This is a genomic window from Pseudomonas putida, from assembly GCF_002025705.1.
Classification (GTDB): domain Bacteria; phylum Pseudomonadota; class Gammaproteobacteria; order Pseudomonadales; family Pseudomonadaceae; genus Aquipseudomonas; species Aquipseudomonas putida_J.
Genome location: NZ_CP018846.1, coordinates 3,422,121 through 3,434,884, shown reverse-complemented (window position 1 = coordinate 3,434,884; position 12,764 = coordinate 3,422,121). Strand labels below are relative to the sequence as shown.

The window sequence follows — 12,764 nt, the reverse complement described above, 5'->3', positions numbered from 1 at the left end:
TGTCGCCAGGCTGCGCAGGCGCCAGGTGTCTCGATTCAGAATAGGCTTCAGGCAAAGGCTGGCAGGCTGGCCATCTTGCCGCGGCAGTAGACCATCGGCCGGGGGGCTTCCTCGGGGACGATCAGGTTGTGTACCTTGCCGACCATGATGGCGTGGTCGCCACCTTCATATTCGCGCCACAGTTCGCACTCGATGACGGCGGTGGCGCCGGCCAGGATCGGGTTGCCCAGTGCGCTCAGGCTCCACTCGATGCCACTGGCCTTGTCCTTGCCTTTCTTGGCGAACGCGTAGGCTTCGGCCTGCTGTTCACCGGAGAGCAGGTGAATGGCGAAGCGCTTCTGCTTGATCAGCACCGGGTAGGAGTCGGAGGTGTAGTTGGGGCAGAACAGCACCAGCGGTGGGTCCATCGACAGGGAGGAGAAGGCGCTGGCGGTCAGGCCGACGACCGAGCCGTCGTCGTCCAGGGTGGTGATGACGGTAACGCCGGACGGGAAGGAGCCCATGACGTTCTTGTAGAGGGTTGCGTCGATCATCTGGTGTACCTCTAAACGGCTGCGGTGGTCCGCGGTTTTTATCGTTGATTTGTCTGATGGTATACCGTAATACCTATTTTGCAAGCGGAATTTTCAAGCGGGGGTATTGCGCGATGAACGGCTCTAGGCCACGTAAACCGTGGTCTTGAGTGGCGGGGCGGTTTGTCGCAGGGGTTCGGCAAGCAGATCAGCGGGCGTTTTTTCCTGCGGATCAGTGTTGTCAAAAGTTTGGAATACCATAATATGGTCCGCAGCTGAGAGGCCGCCTAGATGCGGTTTCCTTACAAAGATAAAAACGACCTTTCGAGCTGAATCCTATGTCCCAACCGTCATCGCAACACCAGTTTGTCGAGAATCACACGGTCGATTACGTTCCACCTGCCGAGCGCCACGGGAAGGCGCGCGACCTGTTCACCCTCTGGTTCAGTACCAACATCGCGCCACTGCCAATCGTCACCGGCGCCATGGTGGTCCAGGTGTTCCACCTGAACCTGCTGTGGGGGCTTGTCGCAATCGTGCTGGGTCATCTCATCGGGGGCGTGTTCATCGCCCTGGCCTCTGCGCAGGGACCGCAGCTGGGCATTCCGCAGATGGTCCAGAGCCGTGGCCAGTTCGGCCGTTACGGCGCGCTGCTGATCGTGTTCTTCACCGCGCTGATCTATGTCGGCTTCTTCATCTCCAACATTGTCCTGGCAGGCAAGACCATCCACGGCATCGCCCCGAGCGTGCCGATGCCGGGCGCGATCGTGATCGGTGCGCTGAGTGCGACGGCCATCGGCGTGATCGGCTACCGCTTCATCCATATCCTCAACCGTATCGGCACCTGGGTGATGGGTTCGGCACTGCTGGCCGGTTTCATCATGATGTTCGTCCAGGAGCTGCCGGCCGACTTCCTCAGCCGTGGCGCGTTCAACCTGTCGGGCTTCATCGCCACCGTGTCGCTGGGCATCATCTGGCAGATCAGCTTCTCGCCGTACACCTCCGACTACTCGCGCTACCTGCCGCGTGAAGTGGGCATCGCCAAGCCGTTCTGGGCGACCTACTTCGGCGCCACCCTGGGCACCATCCTGTGCTTCAGCTTCGGTACCATCGCGGTGCTGTGCGTGCCGGAAGGCACCGATGCGATGGATGCGGTCAAGCAGGCCACCGGCTGGCTGGGCCCGATCCTGATGGTGCTGTTCCTGCTCAACATCATCAGCCACAACGCCCTCAACCTGTATGGCGCGGTGCTGTCGATCGTCACCGCGATCCAGACCTTCATTGCCCAGTGGACACCGAGCATCAAGCTGCGGGTAATCCTGGCATCGGTGATTCTGGTGGGCTGCTCGATGGTGGCGTTGAACGCTTCGGCAGGCTTCATCGGCCAGTTCATCGGCCTGATCCTGGCGCTGCTGCTGGTGCTGGTGCCGTGGGCATCGATCAACCTGATCGACTTCTACCTGATCAAGAAGGGCCAGTACGACATTGCTTCGATCTTCCGTGCTGACGGTGGCATCTACGGCCGCTTCAACCACCACGCGATCATTGCCTATGCCTGCGGGATCCTGGTGCAGCTGCCGTTTGCCAACACGTCGCTGTATGTGGGGCCGTATTCGAACATTGTCGAAGGGGCTGACCTTTCTTGGCTGTTCGGTCTGATTGTGACGGTGCCGCTTTATTACTGCCTGGCGACTCGCGGCAAGGCTGCCGAGAAAGTGGGGCGGGTGGTGAACGTCAACGACTGATAGAACATTGTTGCAGTACTGGGGGCCGCTTTACGGCCCTTTCGCGACACAAGGCCGCTCCCACAGGTACCGCGCAACCTTTGATAACTGTGCAATATCTGTGGGAGCGGCCTTGTGTCGCGAAAGGGCTGCAAAGCAGCCCCGGCTATTTCAGATCAGACCTTGAACTGCGCGACCATACCATTCAGATCCACCGCCAGGCGCGACAGGTCCTGCGCCGCCGCACTGGTCTGATTCGCCCCCGCCGATGTCTGCATCGCCAGGTCGCGAATGTTCACCAGGTTGCGATCCACCTCCCGCGCCACCTGCGCCTGTTCCTCGGAGGCGCTGGCGATCACCAGGTTGCGCTGGTTGATCGAAGCGATCGCCTCGGCAATCACCTCAAGCGCCTCACCGGCACCTTGCGCCACTTCCAGCGTGCCGTTGGCCCGGCCCCGGCTGCTGTGCATCGCCGACACTGCCCGTTCGGTACCGTTCTGGATCCCGGCGATCATCTGCTCGATCTCTGCCGTCGACTGCTGGGTACGGTGGGCGAGGGCGCGCACTTCATCGGCCACCACGGCAAAGCCGCGGCCCGCCTCACCCGCGCGGGCGGCTTCGATCGCCGCGTTGAGCGCCAGCAGGTTGGTCTGCCCGGCAATCGCGCCGATCACATCCAGCACCCGGCTGATCTCGTTGGCGTTGCTGGCCAGCTGTTCGATCTCGGTGGAGGTGCCTGTCACGTCATTGACCAGATGCTGAATGGAGGCCAAGGCCTGGTTGACCTGGTCACGGCCATCGCGGGTGCTCTGGTCGGCACCTTTGGAGGCGTCGGCCGTGGTCACTGCGTTGTTTGCCACTTCTTCCACGGCGGCGGTCATCTGGTTGACGGCGGTCGCGGCCTGGTCGATCTCCGCGCTCTGCTGGTGCAGGCCGCGGCTGGTGTCTTCGGTGACGGTGTGCAGCTCCTCCGAAGCCGAGGCCAGCTGGTCGGAGGAGGCGGCGATCTGGCGGATGGTGTCGCGCAGGCTGCCTTGCATGCGGCTCAGGGCGCGCAGCAGCAGGGCTGGCTCGTCATGGCCGAGGACGCGGATGTCTTTGGTCAGGTCACCGGTGGCGACGCGCTCGGCCACGGCCACGGCATCGGCCAGGGGCACCACGATGCTGCGGGTGAGCAGGGTGGCGATGGCGGCCAGGGCGAGCATGATGATCACCAGCGAAGCGATGATCGCGGTGAAGGCTTCGTCAGCCACATCGCTGCTGCGCTGCGAGGCGTCCTCGGCGCCTTTGCCGTTGTAGGCGATCAGCGCGGTCATGGCTTTCATCATGGTGTCGGCGTACTGGGTGAGGGGGCCGCTGATCTGTTGCTTGGCCTCGTCCATGCGGCCGGAGGCGATGGCCTGCAGCACGCGATTCTGCAGGTCGAGGTATTGCTGGTGGGCTGAATTGAAGGCGTTGAACAGTGCGCGGTCATCGGCGGCGATGATGGTGTCCTCGTAATCCTTGAGGCTGCCTTTGAGCTGCTCGTTGATGCCATTGGCCAGGTCGATGTTGCGGGCGCGTTCGGCGGGGTTGTCATCTAGCGCTGCGCGCAGGGTGATGGCGCGGGCGCGGCCGAGGTCGGTGCTGATGTCGCCGAGGGCGACCACTGCGGGCATCCAGGTGACACGGATTTCGTCCGTGGCAGAGTCCATCTGCCGGGTTTCATAGAGTGTAATAAGGCCCATGGCCAGGACCAGTGCCCCCAAAAGGGCAAATACGCTGGTAGCGCGGGTGCCGATCTTCATATTCCGTAACTGCATGGAATGCTCCTTGACGTTGGCGTGCAGGCGTCAAGAACATGGACGTATAGCCGGGTCACCGGGGATGGCGCCAGGCTCTCGATGCGCTGCGGATTTAAGTGTGTGCCTCACCCTCTTGAATCTGTTTTTTATTTGAATGATGCCATATGGCCATTAATATTGACCAGTCATTCAATGTAACGACAAGTTCCGACAAATCCGTCATTTTCTGACGGATCTGTCAGGATTTTGCGCTTAAACGATCGCGATCATGGGGTCAGCCGCGGCCAGCGCCAGCGCCCGATCGGCGGCCGGCGGGTAGATCCACACCGAGTTGATCTGGCGCTTCAGGTTCTTGCCTTCCTGGCCCTCCAGCTTAAGTTCGCGCTCCCAGCCTTCACTGTAAGCCGCACCCCATTCGCCCAGGTCGAGGCAGGTCACGTACTTGGGCTGGCGGTATACCACCGGCGCCACGCCGAGCAGGTCGGCCATGGCGTTGTTGCCCGAGTGGCGGCCCATGGGGATTGCGTGCTGGCAGGTCATCAGGGCGTGGTTGCCCACTTCGTCGACGGCGGCCCAGGCGGTGTCGCCGGTGGCGTAGATGTGCTCCTGGCCGATGACCTTGAGGTGATTGTCAACCTTGAGGCGGCCGAAGTTGTCGCGCTCGCCTGCCACCTGCGCAGTCAGCGGGCTTGCCTTGACCCCAGCGGTCCAGATCACGGTCTTGCTGGCGATGTACTCGCCGTTGTTCAAGGTCACGCCACCGGCATCCACCGCCACAACCGATGTGCCGGTCAGCCACTCGGCGCCAGCCTGTTTACTGGCTGCGACGATCGACGGGGTGATACCTGCGCCCAGTGCCGCGCCGACGTGGGTGCCGCGATCAATCACCAGCACCCGTATCGCTGCGTCGCTGCCAAGGATGGCACGCAGCCGGACCGGGATTTCAGTGGCGGTTTCGATACCGGTGAAGCCACCACCGCAGACCACCACGGTATTGCGTGCCGGCGAGGCGGGCTGGGCAGCCAGGGCGACCAGGTGCTGCTCGAGCTTCACGGCCGACTCCATCTGGTCGACATCGAAGGCATGTTCGGCCAGCCCCGGAATGGCAGGGCGTGCCACCTGGCTGCCGGCAGCGAGGATCAGCCGGTCGTAGCCGATCTGCCGGGCTTCGCCGTTGGCGTCGGTGTAGCGGACGCTGCGGGCCTCGGCATCGATGGCGTCAGCATTACCGGCAATGAAGCGCACGCCGACCGCATCGAACAGTTCACCTACCGGTGCCTTCAGGTTGTGCACGTCGGCTTCGTAGAAGCGTGGGCGGATGCGCAGTTCCGGTTGCGGGGCGAGCACGCTGATGCTCAGGTCGTCGCGCTGGGCCTGGTCGAGCAGGCGGGCGGCACTCAGGGCGCTCCACACACCGGCAAAGCCGGCACCGATGATCAGGATGTTCGATTTCATGAAAGTGCTCCGCAAGGTTGAAGAGGGCTTCGAGGGCGTTGGTTGTGCTGCTCGAATAACTACGACTGTATTGGTCGTAGTTTAAATCGGCAAGCTTTTTTTGCGACGGGGTAGCTCGCGACGCACGGTCGAAACCGGGCTAATGCCTGTTCTTGAAGGTTTTTAGGGGTGAAAACTGAGCAATGAATGGCGACGAGGGACGCCAACCTGCTTTGCGCAGCCTCATCGATAGGCGTACTATTTGCGACAATGTTGGTCGGAGATTTACGTATGTCGCTTTACAGTGCTGGCGTCGAATATGGCATCCATTGCCTGCTGTACCTCGTGGATGAGCGAGGTGATACCCGTGATTCCAGCGTGCGCGACCTGGCGGAGTTGCAGGGCGTGCCGCAGGAATACCTGGCCAAGGTTTTCACCAAGCTCGCCAGGGCCAGGCTGGTGGTGGCCACCGAAGGCGTGCGCGGCGGTTTTCGCCTGGCGCGGCCGTCGGACGAAATCACCGTGCTGGATATCGTCAACGCCATCGACGGGCCGAAGAAGATCTTCGATTGCCGCGAGATCCGCGAGCGTTGCACCTTGTTCGAAGGTTCAGCGCCAGGCTGGGCGACCGAGGGTACCTGCGCGATTCACGCGGTGATGCTGGGGGCGCAGAAGCGCATGGAGGAAGCATTGGCGCAGCAGACCATTCTCGACCTGGCGCGGCGTTTCGGGCGCAAGGCACCGGCCGAGTTCGGGCAGCAGGTCAACGACTGGATGAGCGAGCGGCGTGATGGCAAAGGGGCAGGGGACATTCCGGTCAGCCTGGTCTGAAACTATCGCCTGCAGTGGCCTCTTCGCGGGTAAATCGGATCGCCGCACCGCCGCTCCCACAGGCATTGCACAAGTATCGAAATCGGTGGCGAACCTATGGGAGCGGCGGTGCGGCGATCCGACTTGCCCGCGAAAGGGCCGGGACAGGTCAACGCCCTTCATGTTGGCGACGATAAGCCCCCGGCTGCACCCCCATGGCCTTGGCAAACGCCCGGGTAAACGCCGCCACCGACTGATACCCGGCCTGCGCCCCCACCTGCTCCACGGTATTGCCCGCCTGCAGCAAGCGGCAGGCATGGCGCATGCGCAGCGCCAGCAGCACCTGCCCCGGCGACTGCCCGGCCAGCTCATTGAAGCGCTTGAAGAACGCCGAGCGCGACAACCCGGTGCAGGCCGCCATGCTTTCCAGCGTCCAGGCCTGCCCAGGCTGTTCGATCAGCTGCTCCAGCAACCCGGCAAATGCCGGTTGGCGGGCGAGAGCGACCAAGCCGCCCAGCGACTGCCCGGCGTGCACCTGCTGGCGCAACACATACAGGAACAGCAGGTGGGTCAGGCGCTCCAGCAGCGTTTGCGAGGGCGAGCGCTGGCACTCCTCGAGAATCAGCCCGAACAACGCCCGCGCCGCCTGCCCGGCCGGCTCGTCGGCGCGCACCACGATCCAGTCGGCCAGCCCCTCTACGATCAGCGCCGACAACCCGGCGCGGAAGTCGAAGAACCCGCATACCAGGCCCACACCATCGCTCGCCGCCGCATCCAGCGGCTGCATCTGCCGGCGTGGCTGGGCGCAGGCGGCAATCGGGTCCTGGTCGCTGGACAGCCGGTAGCCCAGGTCGCGCAACAGGAACACGGCATCGCCGGCCGCCAGCCGCACGGCCCCGGCCTGGCCATCGATGTGCAGCCAGCAATGCCCCTGCACCACCAGGTGAAAGCTGGCGCGGCCCATGCCCTGGGTGCTGGCATGCCAGCCGCCGCAATAGCGGCCGACATGGAACAGGCTGGCGTCGAGCTCGAGGCTCTCTAATAACCAATCGACAAGATGGCTGGATGAAATCATCTAATGCAAAGACTCAGGAGCAAGGAAAGGCGACTGATGAATATGGAGGGTAATTCTTATAACCAACAGACTGTAGGGACACACATCAAAAGGAGACCACTCCATGACCTCGCGCATTACTCTACACACTCTGCAGAGCGCCCCGGAAGCGGCCCGTCCATTCCTCGAAAACGCCCAGAAGAATTCAGGCTTCATTCCCAACCTGCTCGGTGTGCTGGCCAATGCCCCGGCGGCATTGGAAACCTACGTCACCGTCTCGGCCCTCAATGGCAAGGCCGAGCTGACCCTGGCCGAGCGTGAAGTGGTGCAACTGATCGCCGCCACCCAACACGGTTGCGACTTCTGCGTCGCTGGCCATACCGCCGTGGCCCTTAACAAGGCCAAGCTGCCTGCCGAAGTGGTCGAAGCCCTGCGTGCCCGTGGCGAACTGCCGGATGCCCGCTACGAGACCTTGGCCGAATTTGCCCGTGAAGTCATTGCAACCCGCGGTAATGTCAGTGACACCACCTACCAGGCCTTCCGCGCAGCCGGTTTCACCGAGGGCAACGCCCTGGAAGTGATTCTCGGCGTGAGTCTCGCAACCCTGTGCAACTTTGCTAATGTGTTCGCCCAGACGCCGCTCAACGACGAGCTGAGCAAGTACCGCTGGCAGCCAACTGCGTAATTCTTGCGCCTGGCGCTGGTGGCGCCTGCGATTTCAAAAGGAGTAGGGACATGCTTGATGCTGCATTTCGTCAATGGCTGGATGCCAATGCCGAGGCAATCGACCAGGGCCAGTGCGACCCACAACTGGTGCTGGCGCACATCGCCGAATCGCAACTGCTACGCATCGGCGTCGACCCGGCACTGGGCGGCAACGGTGGCGCGGTCACCCATGCGGTCGAAGCCATCGCCGCCATCGCCAGCCGCTCACTGGCCGCAGCCTTTGTCTGCTGGGGCCAGCGTGCGTTCATCGAATACCTGCTGCAAAGCCCCAACCAGGCCCTGCGCGAGCGCTTGTTGCCCGGCTTGCTGACCGGCGAACTGGCCGGTGCCACCGGTTTGTCCAATGCCATGAAGTTCCTCTCCGGGATCGAGGCGCTGCAGGTACGCGGCCGCCCCGACGCGGCGGGCTGGACGCTGGAAGGCCGCCTGCACTGGGTGACCAACCTGCGCAAGAGCGGTTTCGTGGTGGCGGCGGCCATCGAGGACGATGCCGGCGGTTCGCCCTTCGTGCTGGCCATCCCCTCCAACAGCCAGGGCGTGGAGCGTTCCGACGACCTGCAGCTGATGGGCCTGCAATCGAGCAATACCGCAGCGCTGGCGTTCCACCAGGTCGAGCTGGGCCGCGACTGGCTGCTGCACGAAAACGCCCGCGAGTTCCTGCCCAAGGTGCGCCCGGCGTTTCTCGCCTTGCAGTGCGGCATGGCCATCGGCCTGGCACGGCGTTCGCTGCACGAAGTGCATGAGCACCTGCACGGGCGCCTGTCGTTCCTCGAAGAGCACCGTCAGGTACTCAAGGAGCGCCTGGAGAACACCGTGGCCGAGCTCAAGCAGGGCCTGCTCGAAGGCCGCTTCCAGGGCCAGCCGGCGGCGCTGTTCAAGCTGCGCATCACCCTCGCCGAGTGCGCTGCCGACGCGGTGCAGCTGGAGTTGCAAGCCAGCGGCGGCAAGGCGTACCTGGATGAGTTCGGTGCCGGCTTCGCCCGCCGCTGGCGCGAGTCGGCGTTCGTGCCGATCGTCACCCCAAGCCTGGTGCAGCTGCGCGCCGAGCTGCATCGCCAGGCCGCCAGCGCATGAGCCAAGCGTTGCTCGAAGCCCGCGAAATCAGCCTGGGCTACCCGCGCGAGGGCGGCTGGCAGGAAGTGCTGGCGCGCTTCGACCTGCAGCTGGCGCCAGGGGAGGTGGTGACCATCCTCGGCCCCAGTGGCGTAGGCAAGTCCAGCCTGCTGCGGGTGCTGGCCGGGCTGCAGCAGCCACGCGGTGGCAGCGTGACCTTGCGTGGCGAACCGCTGCAGGGGCCACACCCGCGCCTGGCGGTGGCCTTCCAGGACCCGAGCCTGCTGCCTTGGCTGAGCCTGGAAAAGAACGTCGCCTTCGGCCTGGATTTCGCCCGCCAGCCCAAGCTGGCCGCAGCCGAGCGCCGTGCGCGCATTGATCATGCCATCAGCGCGGTAGGCCTGGCCCATGCGCGCACCCACTATCCGGCGCAGTTGTCCGGCGGCATGGCCCAGCGCACTGCGCTGGCCCGCTGCCTGGCACGCCAGCCTGAAGTGCTGCTGCTCGACGAGCCGTTCGGTGCGCTCGACGAGGTGACCCGTGCCGACATGCAGCAACTGCTGCTGCAACTGATCGCCACCCATAACACCGCCGCCGTGCTGATTACCCACGATATCGACGAGGCCTTGTTGTTGTCCGACCGGGTGCTGCTACTGGGTAACCACCCGGCGCACATCCTCGGCCAATGGCACATCGACCTGCCGCAACCGCGCACGCAGCGGGTCGAGGAGCTGGGCGCGCTGCGAATCGACATCCTCAAAACCCTTCGGCGGGCCAGCCGCACCGCTGCACCTTCCCCTACCTCGTTGCCTTCGGAGCCTGCACATGTGCATGGATGACTGCTGTTCCACCACTTCGCGTCGTGATTTCCTCAAGCTCAGCGCCATGCTGACTGCCGCCGGGGCCGTGCCGCTGCTGTCCAGCCTGCAGGCCCGCGCCGCCGCCGAACCCGACGCGCCGGTGCGCATCGGCTACCTGCCGATCACCGACGCCACGCCGCTGCTGGTGGCGCACAACAATGGCCTGTTCGAGGCCGAGGGCATCAAGGCCGAACGCCCGGTGCTGCTGCGCAGCTGGGCGCAGGTGATCGAGGCGTTCATCTCTGGCCAGGTCAATGTCATTCACCTGCTGTCGCCAATGACCGTGTGGGCGCGTTATGGCAGCAAGGTGCCGGCCAAGGTCGTGGCCTGGAACCATGTGGGTGGCTCGGGCCTGACCGTGGCGCCAGACATCACCGACATGAAGCAGTTGGGCGGCAAGACCGTGGCCATCCCGTTCTGGTACTCGATCCACAACGTGGTGCTGCAGCAGATGCTCAACGACAATGGCCTGACCCCGGTGTCGAAGCCCGCCAATGCCCAATTGGCGGCTAACGAAGTCAACCTGCTGGTGCTGCCGCCGTCGGACATGCCGCCGGCCCTGGCCAGCAAGCGCATTGCCGGCTACATCGTTGCCGAACCGTTCAACGCCCTGGCCGAGAACCTCAAGGTCGGCCGCGTGCAGCGCTTTACCGGTGATGTCTGGCGCAATCACGCCTGCTGCGTGGTGTTCATGCACGAGCATGACCTGAACAACCGCCCGGAGTGGTCGCAGAAGGTGGTCAATGCCATCGTCAAGGCCCAGCAATGGACCCGCGACCATCGCGCCGAAGCGGCGGCGCTGCTGTCCAAGGCGGGCCCCAACAAGTACACCCCCCATGAGCCGGCGGTGCTGACCAAGGTGCTGGCGCCGGCTGCCGAAGACCGTGCCGGCTACATTGCCAGTGGTGCCATCCAGCACCAGCAGTGGGACGAAAAGCGCATCGACTTCCAGCCATACCCGTACCCCAGCTACACCGAGGAGCTGGTCAAGCGCCTGAAAAACACCCTGATCGAAGGTGAGAGCAACTTCCTTGCAGGCCTGGACCCGGCGCAGACTGCGCGCGACCTGGTCGATGACCGCTTCGTACGCAACGCCATCGCCGCCGTCGGCGGCCCTTCGGTGTTCGGCATTGCCGAGAACTTCCAGCGTAGCGAGGAGTTCGCGGTCTGATGCGCAAGCATGTCGTACATGCCGGCCTGGGTCTGGCCGGCCTGCTGGGGTTGCTGTTGCTGTGGTGGGCGGGTGTGCAGCTGTTCGGCGAGGCCGATGGCCTGTCGGCGCGCTTCTCGCCACAGGCGACCCTGGCCAGCCTGGTCGAGCTGCTCGGCCAGGGCGAGGTCTACGGGCATGTCTGGGTCAGCCTCAAGCGCATTCTGGTCGGCTTGTTGCTGGCGTTGCTGATCGGCGTGCCGTTGGGGCTGCTGGTCGGTAGCTACCGGCATCTGGAGGCCGCGACCACGCCGGCGTTCCAGTTTTTGCGGATGATCTCGCCGCTGTCGTGGATGCCGGTGGTGGTGATGCTGATGGGGGTGGGCGACCAACCGATCTACTTCCTGCTGGCCTTCGCCGCCTTGTGGCCGATCCTGCTCAACACCGCCGCTGGCGTACGCCAGTTAGACCCGCGCTGGCTGCAGCTGAGCCGCAGCCTGAGTGCCACGCGCTGGGAAACCTTGTGCAAGGTGATCATTCCCGGGGTGATCGGCCATGTGCTGACCGGGGTGCGCCTGGCCATCGGCATCCTGTGGATCGTGCTGGTGCCGTGCGAGATGCTTGGGGTGAGCGCGGGGCTGGGCTATTTCATTCTCGATACCCGCGACCGCCTCGCCTATTCGGAGTTGATGGCGATGGTACTGCTGATTGGCGTGCTGGGGTTCATGCTCGATGCCCTGGCCCGTGGGCTGCATCGGCGCTGGGTACATGCCTGAAAGAATCCCGGGGCCGCTTTGCGGCCCTTTTCGCGACACAAGGCCGCTCCTACAGGTGGTTGCATTCCCCTGTAGGAGCAGCCTTGTGTCGCGAAAAGGGCTGCAAAGCAGCCCCAGAACGTCAATGCACTGACTTGCGCTCCCGCACACAGGCGTTCGCCTGGGCGGTCAATTCATCCAGCCATTCATCACGCTGCTGCTCGGCATCGAGCATGGCATCCTCACCCTGCTGATTGAGCAGGTAGGTGTGAATCTGCAGCACCTCGGCAGTCTGGTAGATCGGCGCAATGTCCAGCCGACCGATCAGCGCGCCACTGGCCTGGCCGGTGCTGCTCATCAACACTTGCGGCCCGCTGGCGGCTACCACCTGCATGCCCATGCTTTCGAACCATGGCACCTGGTCGGCAAAGGCATTCAGCTCGACGCTGGCATAGCGCGCCTGCGCGTCACCCAGCAGGGCGCGGGCAATGCCTTGGCGGCGGTGGCCGGGCACCACGGCAAGAAACGCCAGGGCGCAAGCATGGGGGTTGTCCTGGGCCGGCAAGCTCAAGGCGAAACCGAGCAACTGGTCGGGTGCATCGGCATCCAGGGCCAGGGTCAGCTGCACGGCCAGGCCGCGGGTGCCGTCCATGGCTTGCAGGTACTGGTGCACCTCCATGCCGACACCGTACTGATACAGCGGATACAGCGGGTTTTCGGCACGGATGGCGACGCTGCTCAGCGCGCCGACGTTGTGGATCACCAGTTCGCGGATCTGGTTCTGGAAAGATTCGGGCGGCACGCTGTCGAGGCGGCTCAGGATGAACATCGGTGGACGGGCTCCGGCTGCGGTTGGCTCACCCCGCGCCGGGTTGGCGCGGGGTGCACAGTCTAAACCCTTT

At 64.0% G+C, this 12,764-nt stretch carries 12 protein-coding genes; 7 read left to right on the top strand and 5 right to left on the bottom strand.

Annotated features, from left to right (window positions below):
- Positions 1–47 precede the first annotated feature (47 nt).
- Positions 48–533 carry a flavin reductase family protein gene (locus BUQ73_RS15455; RefSeq protein WP_079228716.1) on the bottom strand — a complete coding sequence of 162 codons (486 nt, stop codon included), beginning with the start codon at positions 531–533 and terminating at the stop codon, positions 48–50.
- A gap of 317 nt (positions 534–850) precedes the next feature.
- Between BUQ73_RS15455 and BUQ73_RS15450 the strand changes: the two genes are divergently transcribed.
- Complete coding sequence (locus BUQ73_RS15450) at positions 851–2,257, top strand: purine-cytosine permease family protein (protein ID WP_079228715.1); 1,407 nt, start codon at positions 851–853, stop codon at positions 2,255–2,257.
- A 155-nt stretch (positions 2,258–2,412) separates the two neighbouring features.
- Here BUQ73_RS15450 and BUQ73_RS15445 read toward each other — a convergent pair whose 3' ends face one another.
- Both BUQ73_RS15445 and BUQ73_RS15440 read right to left on the bottom strand, forming a co-directional pair.
- On the bottom strand, positions 2,413–4,023 hold the full coding sequence (locus BUQ73_RS15445; RefSeq protein WP_416171828.1) for a methyl-accepting chemotaxis protein: 1,611 nt from the start codon (positions 4,021–4,023) through the stop codon (positions 2,413–2,415).
- 249 nt (positions 4,024–4,272) lie between these two features.
- Complete coding sequence (locus BUQ73_RS15440; protein WP_079228713.1) at positions 4,273–5,475, bottom strand: NAD(P)/FAD-dependent oxidoreductase; 1,203 nt, start codon at positions 5,473–5,475, stop codon at positions 4,273–4,275.
- A gap of 270 nt (positions 5,476–5,745) precedes the next feature.
- On the opposite strand from BUQ73_RS15440, the gene BUQ73_RS15435 reads away from it, so the two are divergent.
- Positions 5,746–6,285 (top strand): RrF2 family transcriptional regulator, encoded by a 540-nt coding sequence (locus BUQ73_RS15435; protein ID WP_079228712.1) that lies wholly within the window; start codon positions 5,746–5,748, stop codon positions 6,283–6,285.
- A 148-nt stretch (positions 6,286–6,433) separates the two neighbouring features.
- Here BUQ73_RS15435 and BUQ73_RS15430 read toward each other — a convergent pair whose 3' ends face one another.
- A complete protein-coding gene (locus tag BUQ73_RS15430; RefSeq protein ID WP_079228711.1) occupies positions 6,434–7,339 on the bottom strand; it encodes an AraC family transcriptional regulator in 906 nt (301 codons plus the stop codon).
- 103 nt (positions 7,340–7,442) lie between these two features.
- Between BUQ73_RS15430 and BUQ73_RS15425 the strand changes: the two genes are divergently transcribed.
- Genes BUQ73_RS15425 through BUQ73_RS15405 form a run of 5 tightly spaced genes read left to right on the top strand, consistent with a single transcriptional unit; the run spans position 7,443 to position 11,883 of the window.
- Positions 7,443–8,003: a carboxymuconolactone decarboxylase family protein gene (locus tag BUQ73_RS15425; protein ID WP_027918594.1), complete on the top strand. Its 561-nt coding sequence runs from the start codon at positions 7,443–7,445 to the stop codon at positions 8,001–8,003.
- 50 nt (positions 8,004–8,053) lie between these two features.
- Complete coding sequence (locus BUQ73_RS15420; protein WP_079228710.1) at positions 8,054–9,118, top strand: acyl-CoA dehydrogenase family protein; 1,065 nt, start codon at positions 8,054–8,056, stop codon at positions 9,116–9,118.
- Positions 9,115–9,936 (top strand): ABC transporter ATP-binding protein, encoded by an 822-nt coding sequence (locus tag BUQ73_RS15415; protein ID WP_079228709.1) that lies wholly within the window; start codon positions 9,115–9,117, stop codon positions 9,934–9,936. Before BUQ73_RS15420 ends, BUQ73_RS15415 begins: the two co-directional genes overlap by 4 nt.
- Positions 9,923–11,128 (top strand): ABC transporter substrate-binding protein, encoded by a 1,206-nt coding sequence (locus BUQ73_RS15410; RefSeq protein WP_079228708.1) that lies wholly within the window; start codon positions 9,923–9,925, stop codon positions 11,126–11,128. Before BUQ73_RS15415 ends, BUQ73_RS15410 begins: the two co-directional genes overlap by 14 nt.
- Entirely contained in the window at positions 11,128–11,883 is a 756-nt protein-coding gene (locus BUQ73_RS15405) for an ABC transporter permease (protein ID WP_079228707.1), read from the top strand. Before BUQ73_RS15410 ends, BUQ73_RS15405 begins: the two co-directional genes overlap by 1 nt.
- A 121-nt stretch (positions 11,884–12,004) precedes the next feature.
- On the opposite strand, the gene BUQ73_RS15400 is transcribed toward BUQ73_RS15405, so the two are convergent.
- Entirely contained in the window at positions 12,005–12,691 is a 687-nt protein-coding gene (locus BUQ73_RS15400) for a GNAT family N-acetyltransferase (protein ID WP_079228706.1), read from the bottom strand.
- Positions 12,692–12,764 lie beyond the last annotated feature (73 nt).